Here is a 20,505-nt window from a genome sequence, read left to right as displayed (position 1 = left end):
CCGTGGCATGGTATTGCGCCTGCGCCGCCGGGGACTACACTGTTGCCCTCCTTGCCATGCAGCTGTCCTTCGCCTTCCACCCGCGGCTGATCGATGCCCTGAGCGGCTACAACCGCAGCCGTTGCCTGGCCGATGTGGGCGCAGGCATCACCGTGGGCATCGTGGCCCTGCCCCTGGCCATGGCCTTTGCGATCGCCAGCGGCCTGCCGCCCGGGGCCGGGCTGTGGACGGCCATCATCGCGGGTTTCCTGATCTCGGCGCTGGGCGGCACCAATGTGCAGATCGGCGGGCCTGCGGGGGCCTTCATCGTCATCGTGTACGGCATCGTCGAGCGCTATGGCGTGGCCAACCTGCTCATTTCCACCGCCTGCGCGGGCGTGCTGCTGGTGCTCTTGGGCCTGTTCCGCCTGGGCACGCTGGTGCGCTTCGTGCCGGTGAGCATCGTCATCGGTTTCACCAACGGCATCGCCGTGCTCATCGCCTTGTCGCAAGTCAAGGACTGGCTGGGCCTGTCCATCGCACGCATGCCGGGCGATTTCTTCTCGCAGGTGGGCACGCTGGCGCGCCACATCGACAGCTTCAACCCCTACGCCTTCGGCCTGGGCACGGCCTGCGTGGTGGGCCTGTTCGTGTGGCCGCGCCTGTTCATGAAGGGCTCGCCCGTGGTGCGGCTGATGGACGGCTACAGCGTGCGCAGCTTCGCGCGTGTGCCCGCCCCGGTGGTGGCCCTGGTCACGCTGAGCCTGCTGGCCTTTGCGCTGGAGTTTCCGGTGGAGACCATCGGCTCGCGCTTTGGCGGCATTCCGCAGGGGCTGCCGGCCTTCGAGCTGCCCGATTTCTCGTGGGAGACGGTGCGCCTCCTGGTCACGCCCACGCTCACCATCGCCCTGCTGGGGGCCATCGAATCGCTGCTGTGCGCGCGCGTGGCCGACCAGCTCGCCACTGACGCCCACCACCGCAAGCACGACCCCAACCAGGAGCTCATGGCCCAGGGCGTGGCCAACCTGGTCGTGCCCTTCTTCGGCGGCATGCCGGCCACGGGCACGATTGCGCGCACAGTCACCAACATCCGCTCGGGGGCGACCTCGCCGGTGGCCGGCATCGTGCATGCGGCCACGCTGGCCGTGATCGTGCTGGCCGCCGCCCCGCTCGCGCTGCACATCCCGCTGGCGGTGCTCGCGGGCATATTGCTCTTCGTGGCCTGGAACATGGGCGAGTGGCATGAGTTCGCGCGCCTGCGCCAGTTCAGCAACCACTACCGGCTGCTGATGCTGGGCACGTTCTTCCTCACCGTGGTGTTCGATCTCACGGTGGCGGTCGAGGTGGGGCTGCTCCTGGCCTGCGCGCTGTTCGTGCGGCGCATGAGCGGGCTGTTCAAGGCCGAGCTGCAAGCGCCGGCAACGGTGGCACCCGGCCGCCCCACCCAGACCTGGCGCCTGCACGGCGCGCTGTTCTTCGGCGCGGCGGCCAAGATCGACCCCATCGTGCAGGCGGTGGAGGCCAGCCCCGCGGGCACGGACGTGGTGCTCGATGCCAGCGAGCTCGTGGCCCTCGACACCACGGGCCTGGATGCGCTGGGCCAGGTCCTCAAGGCGGTGGAGCAGCGTGGCGGAACGCTGCGCATCGTGCACCTGCACGAGCAGCCGCGCTCGCTCATGGAGCGATCAGGTTTTGCCGCCCGGTGCCAGGCCAGCGGAGGGCCATGACGGCCCTTGGCTGGCGGCCTACTTGCCGCCCTTGAGCTCGGGCGCGTCCGTATCGGGCCCGGTCTCGGTGCGCAGCACCAGGGCGCCCGGCCCCTGGACCACGGTGAACACCTGCGGCTCGTTGCGCGCATTGGCAAAGCGCCACTGCACATGGATTTCATCCTTGAGCGGGTAGGGCACCACCTTGGCGGCCTTGCCCAGCAGGCGGCGCACGGCATCCATGGGCATGCCGGGCTGTACCTTGGCGAAGTTCTCGGGCGTGAGCACCTGGCGCACGGCAATCAGCTTGCCATCGGCCCCGATGGCGATCATGTAGTTGACCTGGCCGGCCGGCTGGCGGTTGTACTCGAAGGTGCGGCTGCCATCGGCTTCGTTCCAGGTGTTTTCGGGCACGCCGAAGCGGTCGCGCACGTCCGCCTCGGTGGACACGCCGGGCTGCAATTCGCTGATGCGCTGGGGGTCGCAGCCTGCGGCGGCGAGCAGCGCCAGGGTGGCGATGACCGCGGCGGCGGCACGGTGAAAAGAGGGCATGGAGAGCATCCCGGTAAAATCAGGGAAAAGAGGTTACCAGTCCATGTCCATTTTCCGCCGCCCCGACTACCAATCCGACGCCACGCAGTTCATCAACCAGCTCAAGGCGAGCCGGCCCGAACTCGATGCCCAGCAGCAAGCCGGCCGCGCCCTGCTGTGGGACAAGCAGGTGGACCGCAAGATCTGGGGCGACTACCGCGCCGGCCAGGTCGAGCAAAAGCCCTACGTCTACCAGACCAACGCCGACTGAGCGTATTTTCCGCATGAAAATGGCTTTGATCGCTTGTACCAAAAGCGTTCGAAGCTCTCCATTTCATAGCAATCGATGAGCAGCAGCGCGAGCGAAGCCGATGCCGCGGTCGAAGACCAGGGCATGCCCGACGTGGTGGACCAGGTCGCCCTGGCGCGCCTGTACGGCGAGCCCCTGTTCGCCCTGCCCACCGACCTGTACATCCCGCCGGATGCGCTCGAAGTCTTCCTCGAAGCCTTCGAAGGCCCGCTGGACCTGCTGCTGTACCTGATCCGCAAGCAGAACTTCAACATCCTCGACATCCCCATGGTGGGGGTGACGAAGCAGTACCTGGCGTATGTGGACGAGATCCGCAGCCGCAACCTGGAACTGGCCGCTGAGTACCTGCTCATGGCGGCGATGCTGATCGAGATCAAGTCGCGCATGCTGCTGCCGCCCAAGAAGCAGGAGGGCGGCGAGGAACCCGAAGACCCGCGCGCCGAGCTGGTGCGCCGCCTGCTCGAGTACGAGCAGATGAAAATGGCCGCAATGCGCCTGTCGCACCTGCCGCAGTACGGGCGCGACTTCCTCAAGGCCCAGGTCTACATCGAGCAAAGCCTGCAGCCGCGTTTTCCCGACGTGCACGTGGTGGAGCTGCAGGAGGCCTGGCGCGACATCATGAAACGCGCCAAGCTGGTGCAGCACCACAAGATCACGCGCGAGGAACTCTCGGTGCGCGAGTACATGAGCATGGTGCTCAAGACGCTGCAGGGCCGCCGCTTCGTGGAGTTCGAGGAGCTGTTCGAGCCCGAGCGCGGCAGCACCGTGCTGGTGGTGACCTTCATCGCCCTGCTGGAGCTGGCCAAGGAAACCCTGATCGAGATCACCCAGGCCGAGGCCTTTGCGCCGATCTACGTGCGCCTGGCGTACACGCCCGCCTGACAACGACGACCGCCACCCGATTTTCCGGCCATGGCGGGCGGCCATGGCCCTCCCACAACCTGCTCTGGTAGCCATGGCATCTCACGACTTCGACGTTCTCATCGTAGGCAGTGGCCTCGCCGGTCTCTCGGCTGCACTGCACCTGGCGCCCACGCACCGCGTGGCCGTGATCACCAAGCGCCAGCTGAACGACGGTGCCAGCGCCTGGGCCCAGGGCGGCATTGCCGCCGTGCTGGCCGAGGGCGACAGCTTCGGCGCCCATGTGGACGACACCCTGGTCGCAGGGGCCGGCCTGTGCGACCTGGCAGCCACCCGCTTCGTGGTGGAAAACGCGCCCGAAGCCATTGCCTGGCTGCAACAGCTGGGCGTGCCGTTCTCGCTCGAAGACGGGGCCCTGCACCTCACGCGCGAGGGCGGCCACAGTGCGCGGCGCATCGTGCACGCCACCGACGCCACGGGCGCGGCCGTGCAGCGCACCCTGATCGACGTGGTGCGCGCCACGCCGGGCATCACGCTGTTCGAGCAGCACACGCTGGTGGACCTGATCACCGCGCGCAAGCTCGGCGCCAAGGGCTCCGACCGCTGCCTGGGCCTGTATGCGCTGGACGAGGCCACCGACGAGGTGCTCACCTTCCGTGCGCCGCAGACCATCCTGGCCACGGGCGGCGCGGGCAAGGTCTACCTGTACACCACCAACCCCGACACCGCCACGGGCGACGGCATCGCGGCTGCGTGGCGTGCGGGCTGCCGCGTGGCCAACCTGGAGTTCATCCAGTTCCACCCGACCTGCCTGTACCACCCGCACGCCAAGTCCTTCCTGATCACCGAGGCCGTGCGGGGCGAGGGCGGCCTGCTCAAGCTGCCCGCTGCGGCCGGCGGCACGCGCTTCATGCCCCAGCACGATGAGCGCGCCGAACTCGCGCCGCGCGACGTGGTGGCCCGCGCCATCGACTACGAGATGAAGCGCCATGGCCTCGATTGCGTGCACCTCGATATCTCGCACCAGAGCCCGGCATTCCTGCAGGAGCACTTTCCCAACATCCTCGCGCGCTGCGCCGAGCTGGGGATCGACATCACGAAGGAGCCCATCCCCGTGGTGCCGGCCGCGCACTACACCTGCGGCGGCGTGCTCACCGACCTGGCAGGCCGCACCGACCTGCCCGGCCTGTTCGCCATCGGCGAGACGGCCTGCACCGGCCTGCACGGCGCCAACCGCCTGGCCAGCAACTCGCTGGTCGAATGCATGGTGTTCGCACGCGCGGCGGCCCAGGCCATCGCGGCCGCCCCAGCGGCCGAATTGCCCGCCCTGCCCCAATGGGACGACAGCCGCGTGACCGATGCCGACGAGTGCGTGGTCATCTCGCACAACTGGGACGAGCTGCGCCGCTTCATGTGGGACTATGTGGGCATCGTGCGCACCAACAAGCGGCTGGACCGCGCGGCCCACCGCATCACGCTGCTGCAGGCGGAGATCCAGGAGTTCTATGCGCACTTCCACGTCACGCGCGACCTGCTGGAGCTGCGCAACCTGGTGCAGGTGGCCGATCTCATCGTGCGCAGCGCGCAGATGCGCCGCGAAAGCCGGGGCCTGCACTACAGCCGCGACTACCCCGAGCTGGCAGCCCCGGCCGCGCCCACCATCCTGGTGCCACCGGTGGCCTGACGAGGGGTACCTATGACCTACAGCGTCAAGGAAATCTTCTACACCCTGCAGGGCGAGGGCGGCCAGGCGGGCATGCCCGCCGTGTTCTGCCGCTTTGCCGGCTGCAACCTGTGGACCGGCCGCGAGGCCGACCGCGCCAGCGCCATCTGCCGCTTCTGCGACACCGATTTCGTGGGCACCGATGGCACGCTGGGCGGCAAGTTCGGCACGGCCGATGCCCTGGCCGAGCGCATTGCCGCCCAGTGGCCGGCCCACGACGCGGCGCACCGCCTGGTGGTGCTCACGGGCGGCGAGCCCCTGCTGCAGGTGGATGCCGCGCTGATAGCCGCCCTGCACGCACGGCAGTTCCGCATTGCCGTGGAGACCAATGGCACGGTGGCCGCACCGCCGGGCATCGACTGGCTGTGCGTGAGCCCCAAGGCCGGCGCACCCTGGGTGCAGCAGCAAGGCCAGGAGCTCAAGCTGGTCTGGCCCCAGGCCGGCATGGACCTGGCGGCCATCGCCGCCACCGGGCAGTTCACCCACCGCTTCCTGCAGCCCATGGACGGGCCCGACCAGGCCGCCCACATCGCCCTGTGCATCGCCACCTGCATGGAGCAGCCCGCCTGGCGGCTGAGCCTGCAGACCCACAAGATCAGCGGCATCCGCTGATTGCTTTCCCTCCTTCTGCCATGCAGTTCACGATTTCCCAGCGCTTCTTCTTCGACGCGGCCCACACCCTGCGCCGCGAGATCGAGGCCGAAGGCAGCCGCCGCATCCACGGCCACACCTACCACGCCGAGGTCTCGCTCAGCGGCCCGCGCGACCCTGCCACCGGCATGGTGCTGGACCTGGGCCTGCTGCGCCGCGGGCTGGACCTGGTGCGCGAGCAACTCGACCACCACATGCTCGACGAGGTGCCCGGGCTGGGCATCCCCACGCTCGAGAACCTGTGCCTGTTCATTGCCCAGGCCCTGCCCGCCGAACTGCGACCACGCGTGAGCCGCGTGCGCGTATGGCGCGAGGCCCTGGGCGACAGCTGCGCGCTCGATTTCACGCCGCCCTGAGCGAGCCCCCCCGCTCCCGCCTGCCATGGCAGGCCGCTGCCAACACCCACCTGACTTCAACCCGAGGAAGAAGACCGATGTTCCGCACCCTGCTCAAATCCAAGATCCACCGCGTGGCCGTGACCCAGTGCGAGCTGCACTATGAAGGTTCGTGCGCCATCGACGAGGACCTGCTCGATGCCGCCAACATCGCCGAGAACGAGCAGATCCACATCTGGAACATCAACAACGGCGAGCGCTTCGTCACCTATGCCATCAAGGGCCAGCGCGGCAGCGGCATGATCTCGGTGAACGGTTCGGCCGCGCGCCGCGCCAGCCAGGGCGACCTGGTCATCATTGCAGCCTTTGCCCAGGTGCACGAGGAGCAGGTGGCCAGCCACGTGCCGCAACTGGTGTTCGTGGACGCGCACAACCGCCAGACCGCACTGCGCCACGCGGTGCCCACGCAGGCGCTGTGAGCATGACCGCCGCGCCCCCCATGGCCGCCGGCGGGGACCTGGTCGCCCGCAGCCTGGCCCATGTCTGGCACCCCTGCACGCAGATGAAGCGGCACGAGGCCCAGCCGCCCGTGGCCATCGCCCGCGCGCAAGGCCCCTGGCTCTACGGCAGCGATGGCCGGCGCTACCTCGACGGAATCAGCTCCTGGTGGGTCAACCTGTTCGGCCACAGCCACCCGCACATCAAGGCCGCGCTGGCCGACCAGATGGAGCGGCTGGACCATGTGATGCTGGCCGGCTTCACCCATGCGCCGGTGGTCGAGCTGTCGGAGCGCCTCTCTGCGCTCACGGGCCTGGGCCATGCCTTCTATGGCAGCGATGGCGCGACGGCCACCGAGATCGCGCTCAAGATGAGCGCCCACTACTGGCGCAACACCGGCCGCCCGGGCAAGAGCCGCTTCGTGGGCCTGGCCGGCGGCTACCACGGCGAGACCGTGGGCGCGCTGGCGGTGACCGACATCGCGCTGTTCCGCGAGGCCTATGCGCCGCTGGTGCGCCTGGCCGCCACCGTGCCCAGCCCCGATGCGCGCGCAGCAGCACCGGGCGAGACACCCGCGGACGTGGCCCGGCGCAGTGCCGCGGCACTGGAGGTTTGGCTGGCCGAACACCATGCCGACACCGCGGCCCTGATCGTGGAGCCCCTGGTGCAGTGCGCGGCCGGCATGGCACTGCACGACCCCGAGTACCTGCGCCTGGCGCGCGCGCTGTGCGACCGCTACGAGGTGCACCTGGTGGTCGACGAGATCGCCACGGGCTTCGGCCGCACGGGCAGCCTGTTCGCGCACCAGCAGGCCGGCATCCGGCCCGACTTCATCTGCCTGTCCAAGGGCCTCACGGGCGGCACTCTGCCCCTGTCGGCGGTGCTGACCACGGACACGGTGTACCAGGCCTTCTACGCCGACGAGGTGGCGCGCGGCTTTCTGCACTCGCACTCGTACACCGGCAATCCCCTGGCCTGCCGCGCGGCCCTGGCCACGCTGGAGCTGTTCGACCAGCTCGATGCGCTGAACACCAACCGGGCGCTGGCAGAGCGCATCGACGCCGCCTGCGCGCCCCTGGCCCGGCACCCGCGTGTGCGCCACGCGCGCCGCCTGGGCATGGTCTGGGCCTGGGACATCGAAACCACCCTGCCCGACTTTTCGCGCCGCTACCACCAGCAGGCCATGGCCCATGGCCTGGTGCTGCGCCCCATCGGCAACACGCTGTACGCCATGCCGCCCTATGTGCTCGACGCCGAGGCCATCAACTGCCTGGCCAGCGGCGCGCTCGACGCACTGAACGCCACCCTGAACGAGGAGACCTGCTGATGGCGATAGCCTGTTTTGTGACCGGTACCGACACCGGCGTGGGCAAGACCCTGGTGTCCGCCGGCCTGCTGCATGCGCTGGCACGGCACCACCGCCGCGTGGTCGGCATGAAGCCCGTGGCCGCCGGTGTGGTGCCCTGGGGCAGCGACGTTGCGAGCGAAGACGCCATCGTGCTGCGCGCGGCGTCCACCGTGGCCGTGCCCGCGGCGCTGGACAACCCGGTGCTGCTGCCCGACCCGCTGTCGCCCCACATCGCGGCGGCGCGCGCCGGGGTACAGATCGACATCGCGGCCATCGTGCAAAGCTACCAGGCCCTGGCAGACCAGGCCGATGCGGTGGTGGTCGAAGGTGCGGGCGGCTTCCATGTACCGCTGTCGGACACCACGACCGGCGCCGACCTGGCCCAGGCCCTCGCCCTGCCCGTGGTGCTGGTGGTGGGCCTGCGCCTGGGCTGCCTGAACCATGCGCTGCTCACGGCCGAGGCCGTGCGCGCGCGCGGGCTCACACTGGCCGGCTGGGTCGCCAACCGCGTCGACCCCGCCATGCTCGCCGCAGACGAGAACATCGCCTACCTGCGTGCCCGGCTGCAGGCGCCCTTGCTGGCCGAGGTGCCGCACCAGGCCGCGCCCGATGCACGCACGCTGGCCTTCGACCTGCCGGAGCAATGGCGATGAGTACGGTGCCTGCTTCCTGGCTCGATGAGATCCCGGCCCGCCTGGCCGACATCGAACGCGCCCACCTGCTGCGCCGCCGCCGCGTGGTGCAGCCCGCGGGAGGTGCCCGGCTGCTGGTGGACGGGCAGCCCATGCTGGCCTTCTGCAGCAACGACTACCTGGGCCTGGCCGGCCACCCCGCGCTGGCCGAGGCCGCACGCGAGGCCACCCGCAGCTTTGGCGTGGGCTCGGGCGGCTCGCCCCTGGTCAGCGGGCACAGCGCGGCCAATGCGGCGCTGGAGCAGGAGCTGGCCGCCTTCGTGCAGCTGCCGCGTGCCCTGTACTTCTACGCCGGCTATGCCACCAACACCGGCATCATCCCGGCGCTGGTGGGCGACGGCGATGCGCTGTTCTCCGACGCGCTCAACCATGCCTGCCTGATCGACGGCGCCCGCCTGTCGCGCGCCAGCATCCACCGCTACCCGCATGCCGACCTGGCAGCACTGGAGGCGGCCCTGGCTGCCAGCACCGCGCGGCGCAAGCTGGTGGTCAGCGACGCCGTGTTCAGCATGGACGGCGACCTCATCGACATCCCGGCGCTGCTGGCGCTGTGCGAGCGCTTCGATGCCCTGCTGCTGCTCGACGACGCCCACGGCTTCGGCGTGCTCGGGCCCCAGGGGCGCGGCAGCCTGGCGCAGGCCGGCCTCACCGGGGCCGGCGCCTCGCGGCGCGTGCTCTACATGGCGACGCTGGGCAAGGCGGCTGGCGTGGCCGGTGCCTTCGTGGCGGGCGACGATGCTCTGGTCGAATGGCTGCTGCAGAAGACGCGCACCTACATCTTCGCCACCGCGGCGCCGCCGCTGCTGGCCAGCGCCCTGAGCACCAGCCTCTCATTGATCGAGGCCGCGGACGATCTGCGCCAGCACCTGGCGGCACGCATCGCGCAATTGCGCGCCGGGCTGGCCAGCCTGCCGCCTGCACTGGGCTGGCAGCTGCTGCCGTCGGACACCGCCGTGCAGGCGCTGGTGATCGGCAGCAACGAGGCTGCGCTGGCGGTGATGGAGAGCTTGCGGATGCAAGGCTTGTGGGTGCCGGCAATCCGGCCACCCACGGTGCCAACTGGCACGGCGCGACTGCGCATTGCGCTGTCGGCCGCGCACACCGCAGAGGACGTCGATCAGCTGCTGCAGGCGCTGCACCGGCACGCAGCGGAGTGCACGGCAACAGCGCAGGCCTGACCGGGGTCAGGTGCTTTCTTTAATTACCCGGCCATTGAGCGGCTGCAGCGGCCGCGCATTGGCGCTGTAGACCTTGCGGAAGGCCTTGATCTGCTGGGCGCTGAGCTTGACGGGCTCCTTGAGCACCATCCACTGCACGCCTTCCGAGCACGGGGGCGTGGTCAGCGAGCCGGCAAAGCTGTAGTAGCCGCGCTTTTCCGGCAGCAGGGCGGCGGGCTGCAGCGACAGGCCGTCGACCGTGACCTGCTCGCCCACGCGCGGCAGGTGCGCGAAAATCGGCTCCCAGGCCTCGTTCTTCTTGCTGCCCGGCTGGAGCAACACGGCCACCACGCCCAGGCCACCGTCTTCGGCCTTGTGCACGAAATGCGCCACCATGGCGGCACGCTTGCCGCCCAGGGCCTCTTCGCTGGGGGTGTGGAAATGGAACTGCAGCAGCTCCAGCGCCTTGCCATCCACCACCAGCTTGCTGCCGGCGGCCACGTTGACCTGCACGGTATGGCCGTTGTTGACGATGGTGGGGGCCCCGGCGGCGTACTGGAAGTCGAGCGCCGGCAGGGCTTCCTTCACGGTCTTGCGGATGTCGATCGGGCTTTGCGTGCTGCCGCGCGCACAGGTTTCGAAGCCCGTGTCCAGCGCGCCCCAGTGGGCGGCACCGTGCTTGCCCTTGTACTCCCAGTGCGCGTGCGGTCCCTGGGCATTCGCCAGGGTGGCGCACAGCGCGAGGCAGGCAAAGGTCACGCGTCGAATCAATTTCTGGTATGTCATGTTTGTATTGAAGACGAGGGTGGTTGGTAGATACCGCGGCCGCCCGATGCAAGTGTGCGCACACCTTCAGCGTGATTCGGGGGAAACGGGCAGCCGGGCGGAACGTGGGGGAAAACAACGCAAAGAGGCATGCGCAGCCAGCCTGGAGACCGCACCAGGCTGCCGCGATTCTGTACAGCAACGCCCGGTTGCAAAACTCCAATTTGGAGAGCCCCTTGCCCCATGTCAGGCTTAGGACAACACCCGCCAGCGCCCCCTGCAGGTCTGGCGCGGGCTTGCCACACAATCCGCACCATGCCCCAACTGCTGCTGGTGGACGACCACCCCCTGTTCTGTGTCGGTTTTGCCCATGCGCTGGCCCACGCCTGGCCAGGCGCCAGCGTGGATACGGCGTCCACGCTGGAGGCGGGCCTTGCGGCGGCCGCTGCCCAGCCAGGGCTGGACATCGTGCTGCTCGACCAGCGCCTGGGTGCCCACACCGGGCTGCAGGGCCTGGCGCTCTTTGCCCGGCAGTTCCCGCTGGTGGCGCGCGTGCTGATCTCGGGCGATGAGGACCCGGCCCTGCAGGCGGCGGCGCGCGAGGCCGGTGCCAGCGGTTTCCTGGGCAAGTCGCAGCCCGTGCACGCCATGGCCGCCGCACTGGCCACCATCGCGGCGGGCGGCCTGGTGTTCGGCCCGCAGCCCCTGGCCGTGCCCCAGGGGGTGCCAGCCGGCCCCACGGCGCGGCAGATGGAGGTGCTGCAACTGGTGGCCCAGGGCCAGCCCAACAAGCGCATCGCCCAGGCGCTGGGCATTGCCGAACGCACCGTCAAGCTGCACGTCACGGCGCTGCTGGGCGCGCTGCAGGCGCGCAACCGCACCCACCTGCTGGTGGTGGCGCGCGAAAAGGGGCTGCTCTAAGTGGGCGCCGCACCCGGCACCCTGCCCGACACCCAGGCGCTCGACACCCTCTACCGGGGCGCGCCGCTGTCCGCCCTGGTGGGGGTGGTGGAGGCCTTCTTCCTGAGCGTGCTGTTCTGGCGCGAGGTACCGGCCAGTGCCATCGCGCTGTGGCTGGCCGCGTTTGCGGCCGTGCGCGGCCTGCGCATCGCCCTGGGCATGGCCTACCGCCGCCGCGCCGCAGCGCCCGGCACGCGCCCCACCTTCTGGGCACGCGGGGTGGTGGCCAGCGCGCTGGCGCAGGCCCTGGCCTGGGGCATCGGCAGCTGGGTGCTGCTGGCGCCGGCCAATCTGGTGGCCGAAATGGCCCTTCACATCGGCCTGGCCGCCGTGGTGCTGGGCAGCGTGGCCCAGCTGGCCCACCACCTGCCGGCGCTGGCTGCCTATGCGGCGGGCGTGTTCGGCCCGCTGGCCGCGCGCGACCTGCTCGTGGCCCAGCCGCTGCACTATGTGCTGGCACTGGCTTCGGTGCTGATGGCGCTGTATGTCTGGCATGCCGGGCGGGCCCAGGCCCGCACCATCGCCCGGGCCGCAGCCCAGCAGCGCGAACGGCAGGAACTGATCGCCGCCTTGCAGCGCGAGAACGAGGCCACGCGGCTGGCGCGCCAGGAGGCCGAGGCCGCCCATGCCTCCAAGGCACAGTTCCTCGCCGCCGTAGGCCATGACCTGCGCCAGCCGCTCAATGCCATGCAGTTGCTGGCCTACACGCTGCAGCAGCCCGCATCGCGCGACCGGGTGGAGCACCTGTCGGCCAGCCTGATGGAGTGCGCGAGCAGCATGGGCGCGATGGTGGAGGGGCTGCTGGAGCTGTCGCGGCTGGATGCCCGTTCCATCACACCCCGCCCCACGCGCTTTGCGCTGCAGGCGCTGCTCGACGAAATGGCAGGCACCTTCGCGGTGCAGGCCCAGGCCAAGGGCCTGGTGTTCAGCGCGCAACCCAGCAGCGCCTGGGTGGAGGGTGATCGCGCCCTGCTGGCGCGGGTGCTGTCCAACCTGGTCTCCAACGCCATCCGCTATACGCCGGCCGGCTTTGTGCGGCTGCAGGCCCGCACGCAAGGCACGGCGGTCGAAGTCAGTGTGGAGGATTCGGGCGTGGGCATCGCTGCCGCCGAGCTGCCACGCATCTTTGACGAGCACTACCAGATCGACCACCCGGGCCGCGATCACAGCCAGGGGCTGGGCCTGGGCCTGGCGACCGCCAGGCGCCTGTGCGCCTTGCTGGGCCTGGACCTGGGCGTGCAGTCGAAACCCGGCCAGGGCAGCCGCTTCAGCCTTTGCCTGCCGATAACGGCCGATGCCCCAGAACCTGCGCTTGGCACCACCGAGACCATCGGCGCAGACGACGCCGCGAGGAAGCCACCAGTGCAGCCCCTGCAAACCGTGCAGCGGGTGCTGGTGCTGGAGGACGACGCCGGCTCGCGCACCGCCCTCAGCGAGGTCCTGCAGGGCTGGGGCTGCGAAGTCATGGCGGCAGCCAGCCTGCGCGAGGCGCTGCGCCAGGAACCCGGGCCCCAGCGGCCCGACGCCCTGGTAGTGGACTGGAACCTGCCGCACGGCGTAGACGGGCTCATGGCGGTCGCGGCCCTGCGCAGCGCCATCGGCCATGCCGTGCCGGCCCTGCTGGTCACGGCCGAGGCGACGCCCGAGCTGCAGGCCCGTGCAGCCGCCGCCGGCCTGCCTCTGCTGCCCAAGCCCATCGCACCCATGAAGCTGCGCGCCTTCCTGCAAAGCCACCCAGCTACCTGAATCGGGGCCGATGCCGGCACCTGCCCTTTGGTGCTATTGGCACCCGTCCCGCAGCTTCCTAAGCTTGGGCGAACCACTCCCTAGCGCTTGCGCCGCCCTTGACATGCCCTCTCCCGCCCTCACCATCGCCTCGGCCACCCTGGCAGCATTGGCCCTGCTGCTCACCGCCCTGTCCCTGCAGGTCTCGCGCCTGCGCATGCGCCACCGCCAGACCTGGGGCGATGGCGGGCACAAGGACCTGGCCCTGGCCGTGCGCACGCACGGCAACACGCTGGAGCAGTCGCTGCTGTTCGGCCTGCTGGTGCTGGCGCTGGCCCAGGTGGGCGGCACGGCGACGGCGGCAGCACTGGCAGCGGTCTGCAGCGTCTTTGTGCTGGCCCGTGTCCTGTACTGCACGGCCGCTTTCAGCCGCCGCCTGCCCTGGCGCCAGGCGGCCCACGCGCTGACCCTGCTGTGCCAGCTGGCAGCCACCCTGCTCCTGGTGCGTGCAGCATGGAGCCACTGACCCCCGCCCTGCAGCGCTGGCAGGAGCAAGGCCGGTTCACCACCGTACAGGGCCGGCGCCTCTTCGTGGCCGAAGCCGGCCAGGGCAGCACCTTGCTGCTGGTCCATGGCTACCCCACGAGCTCCTACGACTGGCATGGCGTGTGGAACGCGCTGGCGGCGCGCTACCACGTGATCGCCCCCGACCTGCTGGGCATGGGTTTTTCGGACAAGCCGCTGGGCCACGCCTACCGCCTGCAGGACCACGCCGACCTGCTCGACGCCCTGCTCGCGCAGCGGGGCGTGCAGCGCTGCCACGTCGTCGCCCATGACCTGGGTGTGAGCGTCGCACAGGAAATGCTGGCGCGCCGGCTCGAGCAGCCGCAGGCGGGCTGCCGCATCGCATCGCTGGTGTTGCTCAACGGCGGTGTCTGCCCCGAAGCGTATGCACCACGCCCGATACAGCACCTGCTCTCGTCCCCGCTGGGCCGCTGGATCGGGCCGCGCATTCCGCGGCGCGCGTTCGAGCGCACGGTGGCGGGCCTGTTCGGGCCGCGCACGCAGCCCCCGGATGGACTGCTCGACGACTTCTGGGCCCTGCTCAACCATGGCCAGGGGCGGCGCATCTCGCACCAGGTGGGGCGTTTCTACATCGAGCGCATGGCGTTGCGCGATCGCCTGGTGGCACCGCTGGTGGCCCGGGCCGTGCCCGTGCGCCTGATCAATGGCAGCGCCGATCCCAACTCGGGCGCCCACATGGCCCGGCGCTACCGCGAGGTGGTGCCCCATGCGGACGTGGTGGCGCTCGACGGCATCGGCCACTGGCCGCAGATCGAAGCCCCCATGGCCATGCTGCAGGCCTTGCACGGCTTCGTGCAGTCCATCGAAGCGCCAGCGCAGGACGGAGCCACCGCCACGATAAGCCGATAAACTGGCGGATCCTGCGCTGCGCACCCCGTGGCGCCTTCGCCCACCGCACCGGCCATCTGCCGGGTGCACCGATTCTTCGTGGAACCACCATGCCCCATCTCATCGTCGAGTACTCCGGCAACCTGCCGCACTACCCCGAGGCCGAAGCGCTGAGCGCGCTCAATGCCGCGCTGTGCGCCCATCCCCAGGTGCTGGACGAGTTGGACCTCAAGACCCGCTTCGTGGTGGCCGACAGTTTCGAGATCGGCACGGCCCCGGCGCAGCGCGCCTTCGTGCATGCGCAGCTGCGCGTGCTTTCGGGCCGCACGCCCGAGGCCAAGAAGGAGCTGTCGGACCTGATCGCCGGCGTGCTGCGCCAGCTCACCCCCCGACCCCAGGGTGTGCTGGTGCAGCTGAGCGTAGAAATCGTGGACATGGACCGCGGCTCATACGCCAAGGAAAAGCTGTAAGCCCTGCCGAATGCGTCCACAAAAAAGCCGCCCTGGGCATGCCCGAGGCGGCTTTTTTCTTTGGGAACGGCGACCCCGTGCTGCGCCCCCCTCGCATCCCCACCAGGTGTGGAAGGCGCACAGCACGGCCCGCAAGCCCGAGCACCCGCTGCAACAGGGTCCCGGGCCTGTGCGCCGTCAGAAGGTGTGGCGCACGCCGAACTCGTAGCCCGTGACGTCGTTGCCGGCGCCAATGGTCGGGCTGCTCAGCGAGGACGAGGACACCGCCAGGCCGCGCGTGGCTGCACGGTCATTGCTCATGCGCGCCACAGTGGCGTACAGCTGCGTGCGCTTGGACAGGTTGTGGCCGTAGCCGATAGCGAACTTCTGCGAGTCGGCGTTGTTCGCATCCTTGCGCTTGAAGTTGACGTACGAAGCGCGCAGCTCGCCCACGCCCAGTGGCACCGTGGCGCCCAGGGTGAACATATCCACGCGGCGGCCGGCACCGCGCTCGGTGGCAAACAGGAACATGGGCTTGACCACGCCGAAGCTGTAGGACACGCCGACGTTGCTGGCCTTGTAGTCCACCGAGCTGGCCGTAGCGGCACCACCGCGCGTTTCGCCGAAGGCCAGGGCCACATTCAGGGGCCCGTTGGCGTAACCGGCGCGCAGGGCCAACGAGTTGCCCATGCGTTTGTTGACCTGGTTGGACGGCTGCTCGCCAAGGGCGTACTGCAGCTGGCCGTAGAAGCCGCCCATCTCGGGCAGCAGGTAGTTCAGGCCGTTGCTGGTGCGCTTGGGGGCGCTGCCTTCGGGCGTGCCGGCGGCCGAGCTCGCGCTGCCCACCATGTTGGCACCGTTGTTGCCACCCACACCCGAGTCGCCGAAGGGGTCGAAGGTCTCGATGTTCAGGTAGGCGGGCGACTTGTCGCGGCCCAGGCGCACTTCACCGAAGCCGCCCGAGATGCTCACGGTGGAACGGCGGTCGAAGCGGAAACCGGCAGCCGTACCATTGTCGGTGGTGATACCGCCTTCGAGCCAGAAGCCGGCCTTCAGGCCACCGCCCAGGTCTTCCACGCCACGAAAGCCCAGGCGGCTGCTGGACTGGCCGCCGCTGGACAGGCCGGTGACGCTGTTGGTGTCGCTGGACATGCGCACCAGCGAGGCATCGACCACGCCAAAGAGGGTGACGCTGGACTGCGCCTGGGCACCGGCGACGGCAGCAAGGGTCAGGGCCGCGAGGGCAAGGGGTTTGAGTTTCATGGATTTCTCTTTTTCGAAATGGGCTGATCACCGGCGGCATGGCGTGCGGCACGGCACGCATTCCACCGATCGGCGCCCCGTGGTGGGGAGCTGCGCCCATTAGAAAAAGCCTGTGTGACAGTGCTGGGGTAAACCCTTGCACACCCGGCGGAAAATAAGCATGCATAGCAACGCCGCCGCGGCTTGGTGTATATGCACGGGCGCGCCCGAGCGCGGTGGCGGGTGCGCGGTGCGCGCAGGCGCGTGCCGCCCTGCGGCTCAGTTCGTCAGTTCGGCAGGGAGCCAGCCGCGCAGGCTGTTGATGAAGGCCCAGCCGTCCACGCGCGGCAGGTCTTCGATCCGCACCACGGCCTCGGCCACGCGCCCCTCGCGCAGGGCCACGGCACGGCCCACACCAGGCAGCAGGCCGCAGGCCAGTGGCGGCGTGACCCAGTGGCCGTCCAGGCGCATGGCGATATTGCCGAAGGTGCCCTCGGTGATCTCGCCCGCGCGGTTCCACAGCACTGTGTCGAACACGCCGGGGGCCGTGGGCGCGAAGGCCGCGTAGTGCGCGCGGCGCGTGGTCTTGTGGCGCACGAACTCGCTGTCGGCCTCGTCGAAGGCACGGTGCGCCAGGCGCAGGCGCACCGGGGTGGGCGTGGGCTGCAGCGCAAAGGCCTCGGCGCGTGGCGCGCCCCGGCTGTCCAGCAGCAGGCGCACGCGCCAGGCCCCCTGGGCGTGCTGCGCCGCCAGCGCCTGCAGGCAGGCCTGCACGCGGGCGGCATCCCAGGGGTAGCCGAAGTGCACAGCGGCCGCCGCCATGCGCGCCAGATGGTCCGCCAGGTGGCGGAACTGTCCACCATCGAGCGCCAGGGTTTCGAGCAGATCGAACGCGGCGCTGGCGCGCTCCACGAAGGCGCGCTTGTGGCGCCATTCGTGCCATTCGGCCTCGGCCTCGGCACCCGAGGTGATGCCGCTGCCGATGCCGCAGGTGGCCTGCACCACGGCAGCCTGCACTTGCAGCACCACGGTGCGGATGGGCACATTGAAGGTCGCGGCCACGCCGCCCTCGCCGGGTGGCCCGTGCGGGCGCACCACGCCCATGGCGCCGCAGTACACGCCGCGCGGCGCGGGCTCGAGTTCGCGGATCAACTGCATGGCGCGCACCTTGGGCGCACCCGTGACCGAGCCGCAGGGGAACAGCGCCGCGAACACATCCGCCAAGGTGGTGCCGGCCCGCGTGCGCGCCTGCACATCGGAGGTCATCTGCCACACCGTGGGCAGGGCCTGGGTGTGGAACAGGCGCGGCACGCGCACGCTGTGCGGCTGCGCGATGCGCGAGATATCGTTGCGCAGCAGGTCCACGACCATCACGTTCTCGGCCCGCTCCTTGGGCGCCGTGCGCAGGTGCTCGGCCTGTGCGGCATCGGCCTCTGGCGTGGCACCGCGCGGCGCCGTGCCCTTCATCGGCCGCGCCAGGATGTCGCCGCCCGCGGCATCGCTGGTCCAGTCGAAGAACAGTTCGGGCGAGACCGACAGCACCTGGGTGCCGCCGGCATCGATGTGCGCGCAGTAGCCCTCGGGCTGGGTACGGTGCAGCGCGGCGAACAAGGCGTCGGCACTGCCCTGCAGGGCCCCATGCAAGGGCGCGGTGTAGTTGACCTGGTAGACCTCGCCATCGCGGATGGCCTGCTGAATGCGGTCCAGGGCTGCATCGAATTGAGCACGCGGCAGGCCGGGTGCCCATGCCACCTCGGCAGGCGCATCGGCCCCCAGGGCATCAGGCCACGGCAAGGCCTGGTCGTGCACCGAGAACCAGGCCAGCGGCCCCTCGGCAGCGTGGGTCTGCAGGGCCGTATCGAAGGCCGCCGCCGCTTCATAGCGCACATAGCCGATGCACCAGGCACCGGCCTGTGCGGCTGCATGCACGGCATCGAGCACACCGCGCACCTCGTGCAATCCACGGGCCACGAGCACTTCGCGCGGCGGACCGAAGGCATGGCGCAGGCGTGCACCAGCGCCCCCTTGCGGCAGGGTGAAATCGATGCGGGAATGGGCGGTGGTCACGGCAATCGCGCCGCCCCAGGGGCGGTCAGGTCAGGGGAACGGTCAGGCAGCGCCCAGGTGCGGCACCAGCCCCGCCGCGGGCTGCTGTCCGCTCTTGAGCGCTGCGGTAAAAGCCAGCATGCGATCAATGGGCTGGCGCGCGCGCGGGATCAGCGCCGGGTCCACATGGACCGCATTGGCCCCGGTTTCGAGCACGCGCGCCACGTCGGCCAGGCCGTTCATCGCCATCCAAGGGCAGTGCGCGCAGCTCTTGCAGGTGGCGCTGTTGCCCGCGGTAGGGGCTTCGTAGAAGACCTTGCCAGGGTTGAGCATGCGCAGCTTGTGCATCATGCCGTTGTCGGTGGCAACGATGAACTCGCGCGCATCCATCTCGCGCGCGGCCTTGAGGATGGCCGAAGTCGAGCCCACCGCATCGGCCAGGGCCACCACGTCGGCGGGGCTTTCGGGGTGCACCAGCACCTTGGCGCCAGGGTGCTCCTTCTTCAGCGCTTCGAGCTCGAAGGCCTTGAACTCGTCGTGCACGATGCAGGCGCCGTTCCAGAACAGCATGTCGGCCCCGGTCTCGCGCTGGATGTAGGCGCCCAGGTGGCGGTCGGGCGCCCACAGGATCTTGTGGCCCGCCGCCTTGAGCGCACCGACGATCTCGAGCGCGCAGCTCGATGTCACGAGCCAGTCGGCGCGCGCCTTCACGGCAGCGCTGGTGTTGGCGTAGACCACCACCGTGCGGTCCGGGTGCGCATCGCAGAAGGCGCTGAATTCGTCCACCGGGCAGCCCAGGTCGAGCGAGCAGGTGGCATCGAGGTCGGGCATGAGCACGGTCTTCTCGGGCGAGAGGATCTTGGCCGTCTCGCCCATGAAGCGCACGCCCGAGACCACCAGGGTCTGCGCCGCATGGTCGCGGCCAAAGCGCGCCATCTCCAGCGAATCGCTGACCAGGCCGCCGGTCTCCTCGGCCAGGTCCTGCAGGTCCGGGTGCACGTAGTAGTGCGAGACCATGACCGCGTTCTTTGCCTTGAGCAGGCGGCGGATGCGCTCCTTGAGCGCGGCGCGCTCGGCCTGCGAGGGCTCGGGCGGCACGCGCGCCCAGGCGTGCTTCGTGGAACAGATGGCACCACCATCCTCCAGCACCGTGAGCGGCTGGTCGTACTCGACGTCGATGCGGTTCAGCGCCATCGCCTCGGTCATGACAGCTCCTGCAGGCGCATCGAGAAATCGGTGGCCTTCACGTCCTTGGTGAGCGTGCCGATGGAGATGCGGTCCACGCCGGTCTCGGCCAGTTCGCGCAGGCCGTCCAGCGTAACGCCGCCCGAGATTTCGAGGATGGCGCGGCCGGCGTTGAGGCGCACCGCCTCGTGCAGCATGGCCAGGGGCATGTTGTCGAGCAGCACCATGGTGGCACCGGCGTCGAGCGCTTCGGTCAGTTGCGCGAGCGTCTCCACCTCGATCTCGATGAAGGCGGCGCGCGCGCCCACCTGCTGCTGCGCGGCACGCAGCACGGCCGTCACGCCGCCAGCAGCAGCGATGTGGTTTTCCTTGATGAGCACGGCGTCGTGCAGGCCGATGCGGTGGTTGGTGCCGCCGCCCACTCGCACGGCGTACTTCTGCGCCAGGCGCAGGCCGGGCAGGGTCTTGCGCGTGTCGACGATGCGCGCGCGCGTGCCCGCCACCACGTCCGCATAGGTGGCCGTCTTGGTGGCCACGGCCGACAGCAGCTGCAGGAAGTTGAGCGCCGTGCGCTCGGCGCTGAGCAGCGCGCGGGCGCTGCCCTCGATCTCCAGCACCACCTGGTCGGCGCCGCAGCGCTGGCCTTCGGCCACATGCCAGGTGAGCTGCACGCCGGGGTCGAGCGCACGCAGGGCTGCCTCCACCCAGGGGCTGCCGCAGATCACGGCGGATTCGCGCGCCAGGATGCGCGCACGCGCGCGGCGCGCGGGGTCGATCAGGCCGGCGGTGAGGTCGCCGCTGCCCACGTCTTCGGCCAAAGCACGGGCCACATCGGCACGGGCCAGGGCTGCCACGTCGGCACTTTTTTCATCGTCGCTGGGATGGGTCATGGGGCGCGAGCATAGCGACTTCTGGAACACGAATTTGGG

General features: G+C 69.9%; 21 protein-coding genes. 15 read left to right on the top strand and 6 right to left on the bottom strand.

Translation table 11 applies throughout. The features are described from left to right. Positions 1 to 56 precede the first annotated feature (56 nt). Positions 57 to 1,706 carry a SulP family inorganic anion transporter gene (locus tag AC3WOH_RS08645; RefSeq protein WP_492228941.1) on the top strand — a complete coding sequence of 550 codons (1,650 nt, stop codon included), beginning with the start codon at positions 57 to 59 and terminating at the stop codon, positions 1,704 to 1,706. Positions 1,707 to 1,724: 18 nt separating this feature from the next. Here AC3WOH_RS08645 and AC3WOH_RS08640 read toward each other — a convergent pair whose 3' ends face one another. Further along, entirely contained in the window at positions 1,725 to 2,237 is a 513-nt protein-coding gene (locus tag AC3WOH_RS08640) for an outer membrane protein assembly factor BamE (protein ID WP_492228940.1), read from the bottom strand. A 43-nt stretch (positions 2,238 to 2,280) separates the two neighbouring features. Between AC3WOH_RS08640 and AC3WOH_RS08635 the strand changes: the two genes are divergently transcribed. The 9 genes from AC3WOH_RS08635 (at position 2,281) to bioF (ending at position 9,812) form a co-directional block, all read left to right on the top strand. Beyond that, positions 2,281 to 2,487, top strand: coding sequence for a DUF3460 family protein (locus AC3WOH_RS08635; RefSeq protein WP_184862933.1), 207 nt, complete (start codon positions 2,281 to 2,283; stop codon positions 2,485 to 2,487). A 75-nt stretch (positions 2,488 to 2,562) separates the two neighbouring features. Next, on the top strand, positions 2,563 to 3,408 hold the full coding sequence (locus AC3WOH_RS08630) for a segregation and condensation protein A (RefSeq protein WP_492228939.1): 846 nt from the start codon (positions 2,563 to 2,565) through the stop codon (positions 3,406 to 3,408). A gap of 73 nt (positions 3,409 to 3,481) precedes the next feature. Continuing rightward, positions 3,482 to 5,071 (top strand): L-aspartate oxidase, encoded by a 1,590-nt coding sequence (nadB, locus tag AC3WOH_RS08625; RefSeq protein WP_492228938.1) that lies wholly within the window; start codon positions 3,482 to 3,484, stop codon positions 5,069 to 5,071. A 12-nt stretch (positions 5,072 to 5,083) separates the two neighbouring features. Continuing rightward, positions 5,084 to 5,722: a 7-carboxy-7-deazaguanine synthase gene (queE, locus tag AC3WOH_RS08620; RefSeq protein WP_492228937.1), complete on the top strand. Its 639-nt coding sequence runs from the start codon at positions 5,084 to 5,086 to the stop codon at positions 5,720 to 5,722. Positions 5,723 to 5,742: 20 nt separating this feature from the next. After that, positions 5,743 to 6,117, top strand: a complete 375-nt coding sequence (locus AC3WOH_RS08615; protein ID WP_184862926.1) for a 6-carboxytetrahydropterin synthase — start codon at positions 5,743 to 5,745, stop codon at positions 6,115 to 6,117. A 77-nt stretch (positions 6,118 to 6,194) separates the two neighbouring features. Then, entirely contained in the window at positions 6,195 to 6,575 is a 381-nt protein-coding gene (gene panD / locus AC3WOH_RS08610; RefSeq protein WP_492228936.1) for an aspartate 1-decarboxylase, read from the top strand. A gap of 2 nt (positions 6,576 to 6,577) precedes the next feature. Next, positions 6,578 to 7,921, top strand: coding sequence for an adenosylmethionine--8-amino-7-oxononanoate transaminase (gene bioA / locus AC3WOH_RS08605; RefSeq protein WP_492228935.1), 1,344 nt, complete (start codon positions 6,578 to 6,580; stop codon positions 7,919 to 7,921). Then, a complete protein-coding gene (gene bioD / locus AC3WOH_RS08600) occupies positions 7,921 to 8,595 on the top strand; it encodes a dethiobiotin synthase (RefSeq protein WP_492228934.1) in 675 nt (224 codons plus the stop codon). The genes bioA and bioD overlap by 1 nt, the downstream gene beginning before the upstream one ends. After that, positions 8,592 to 9,812: an 8-amino-7-oxononanoate synthase gene (bioF, locus tag AC3WOH_RS08595; RefSeq protein WP_492228933.1), complete on the top strand. Its 1,221-nt coding sequence runs from the start codon at positions 8,592 to 8,594 to the stop codon at positions 9,810 to 9,812. The genes bioD and bioF overlap by 4 nt, the downstream gene beginning before the upstream one ends. A 6-nt stretch (positions 9,813 to 9,818) precedes the next feature. Here bioF and AC3WOH_RS08590 read toward each other — a convergent pair whose 3' ends face one another. After that, positions 9,819 to 10,577 carry a carbonic anhydrase gene (locus AC3WOH_RS08590; protein ID WP_492228932.1) on the bottom strand — a complete coding sequence of 253 codons (759 nt, stop codon included), beginning with the start codon at positions 10,575 to 10,577 and terminating at the stop codon, positions 9,819 to 9,821. Between the two features lie 294 nt (positions 10,578 to 10,871). Here AC3WOH_RS08590 and AC3WOH_RS08585 point away from each other — a divergent pair, with 294 nt between their 5' ends. From AC3WOH_RS08585 to AC3WOH_RS08565, 5 genes are all read left to right on the top strand, one after another. Beyond that, positions 10,872 to 11,477 carry a response regulator transcription factor gene (locus tag AC3WOH_RS08585; RefSeq protein ID WP_492228931.1) on the top strand — a complete coding sequence of 202 codons (606 nt, stop codon included), beginning with the start codon at positions 10,872 to 10,874 and terminating at the stop codon, positions 11,475 to 11,477. Continuing rightward, positions 11,478 to 13,262, top strand: coding sequence for an ATP-binding response regulator (locus tag AC3WOH_RS08580; RefSeq protein ID WP_492228930.1), 1,785 nt, complete (start codon positions 11,478 to 11,480; stop codon positions 13,260 to 13,262). 103 nt (positions 13,263 to 13,365) lie between these two features. Next, on the top strand, positions 13,366 to 13,767 hold the full coding sequence (locus AC3WOH_RS08575) for an MAPEG family protein (protein ID WP_492228929.1): 402 nt from the start codon (positions 13,366 to 13,368) through the stop codon (positions 13,765 to 13,767). After that, positions 13,755 to 14,675 (top strand): alpha/beta fold hydrolase, encoded by a 921-nt coding sequence (locus tag AC3WOH_RS08570; protein WP_492228928.1) that lies wholly within the window; start codon positions 13,755 to 13,757, stop codon positions 14,673 to 14,675. Before AC3WOH_RS08575 ends, AC3WOH_RS08570 begins: the two co-directional genes overlap by 13 nt. Before the next feature lie 89 nt (positions 14,676 to 14,764). Beyond that, on the top strand, positions 14,765 to 15,124 hold the full coding sequence (locus tag AC3WOH_RS08565) for a 5-carboxymethyl-2-hydroxymuconate Delta-isomerase (protein WP_492228927.1): 360 nt from the start codon (positions 14,765 to 14,767) through the stop codon (positions 15,122 to 15,124). 177 nt (positions 15,125 to 15,301) lie between these two features. Here AC3WOH_RS08565 and AC3WOH_RS08560 read toward each other — a convergent pair whose 3' ends face one another. The 4 genes from AC3WOH_RS08560 to nadC form a co-directional block, all read right to left on the bottom strand. After that, complete coding sequence (locus AC3WOH_RS08560; protein WP_492228926.1) at positions 15,302 to 16,366, bottom strand: porin; 1,065 nt, start codon at positions 16,364 to 16,366, stop codon at positions 15,302 to 15,304. Positions 16,367 to 16,624: 258 nt separating this feature from the next. Next, complete coding sequence (locus tag AC3WOH_RS08555; RefSeq protein ID WP_492228925.1) at positions 16,625 to 18,412, bottom strand: chorismate-binding protein; 1,788 nt, start codon at positions 18,410 to 18,412, stop codon at positions 16,625 to 16,627. Positions 18,413 to 18,454: 42 nt separating this feature from the next. Beyond that, positions 18,455 to 19,597 carry a quinolinate synthase NadA gene (nadA, locus tag AC3WOH_RS08550; RefSeq protein ID WP_492228924.1) on the bottom strand — a complete coding sequence of 381 codons (1,143 nt, stop codon included), beginning with the start codon at positions 19,595 to 19,597 and terminating at the stop codon, positions 18,455 to 18,457. Then, entirely contained in the window at positions 19,594 to 20,466 is an 873-nt protein-coding gene (nadC, locus tag AC3WOH_RS08545) for a carboxylating nicotinate-nucleotide diphosphorylase (RefSeq protein ID WP_492228923.1), read from the bottom strand. Before nadC ends, nadA begins: the two co-directional genes overlap by 4 nt. Positions 20,467 to 20,505 lie beyond the last annotated feature (39 nt).

Source organism: Acidovorax sp. FW305-C-20-28 (assembly GCF_058783375.1).
The sequence above is the reverse complement of the archived record's forward strand: the minus strand, read 5'-3'. Positions and strand labels throughout refer to the sequence as shown.

Bases quoted from the DNA above. Each gene is read 5' to 3' on its own strand.
- AC3WOH_RS08570 (WP_492228928.1), top strand. From the start codon at position 13,755: ATGGAGCCACTGACCCCCGCCCTGCAGCGCTGGCAGGAGCAAGGCCGG.
- AC3WOH_RS08575 (WP_492228929.1), top strand. From the start codon at position 13,366: ATGCCCTCTCCCGCCCTCACCATCGCCTCGGCCACCCTGGCAGCATTG.
- AC3WOH_RS08615 (WP_184862926.1), top strand. From the start codon at position 5,743: ATGCAGTTCACGATTTCCCAGCGCTTCTTCTTCGACGCGGCCCACACC.
- AC3WOH_RS08590 (WP_492228932.1), bottom strand. From the start codon at position 10,577: ATGACATACCAGAAATTGATTCGACGCGTGACCTTTGCCTGCCTCGCG.
- AC3WOH_RS08585 (WP_492228931.1), top strand. From the start codon at position 10,872: ATGCCCCAACTGCTGCTGGTGGACGACCACCCCCTGTTCTGTGTCGGT.
- AC3WOH_RS08565 (WP_492228927.1), top strand. From the start codon at position 14,765: ATGCCCCATCTCATCGTCGAGTACTCCGGCAACCTGCCGCACTACCCC.
- nadA (WP_492228924.1), bottom strand. From the start codon at position 19,597: ATGACCGAGGCGATGGCGCTGAACCGCATCGACGTCGAGTACGACCAG.
- AC3WOH_RS08635 (WP_184862933.1), top strand. From the start codon at position 2,281: ATGTCCATTTTCCGCCGCCCCGACTACCAATCCGACGCCACGCAGTTC.
- nadB (WP_492228938.1), top strand. From the start codon at position 3,482: ATGGCATCTCACGACTTCGACGTTCTCATCGTAGGCAGTGGCCTCGCC.
- nadC (WP_492228923.1), bottom strand. From the start codon at position 20,466: ATGACCCATCCCAGCGACGATGAAAAAAGTGCCGACGTGGCAGCCCTG.
- bioD (WP_492228934.1), top strand. From the start codon at position 7,921: ATGGCGATAGCCTGTTTTGTGACCGGTACCGACACCGGCGTGGGCAAG.
- queE (WP_492228937.1), top strand. From the start codon at position 5,084: ATGACCTACAGCGTCAAGGAAATCTTCTACACCCTGCAGGGCGAGGGC.
- AC3WOH_RS08645 (WP_492228941.1), top strand. From the start codon at position 57: ATGCAGCTGTCCTTCGCCTTCCACCCGCGGCTGATCGATGCCCTGAGC.
- bioA (WP_492228935.1), top strand. From the start codon at position 6,578: ATGACCGCCGCGCCCCCCATGGCCGCCGGCGGGGACCTGGTCGCCCGC.
- AC3WOH_RS08630 (WP_492228939.1), top strand. From the start codon at position 2,563: ATGAGCAGCAGCGCGAGCGAAGCCGATGCCGCGGTCGAAGACCAGGGC.
- AC3WOH_RS08560 (WP_492228926.1), bottom strand. From the start codon at position 16,366: ATGAAACTCAAACCCCTTGCCCTCGCGGCCCTGACCCTTGCTGCCGTC.
- panD (WP_492228936.1), top strand. From the start codon at position 6,195: ATGTTCCGCACCCTGCTCAAATCCAAGATCCACCGCGTGGCCGTGACC.
- AC3WOH_RS08640 (WP_492228940.1), bottom strand. From the start codon at position 2,237: ATGCCCTCTTTTCACCGTGCCGCCGCCGCGGTCATCGCCACCCTGGCG.
- bioF (WP_492228933.1), top strand. From the start codon at position 8,592: ATGAGTACGGTGCCTGCTTCCTGGCTCGATGAGATCCCGGCCCGCCTG.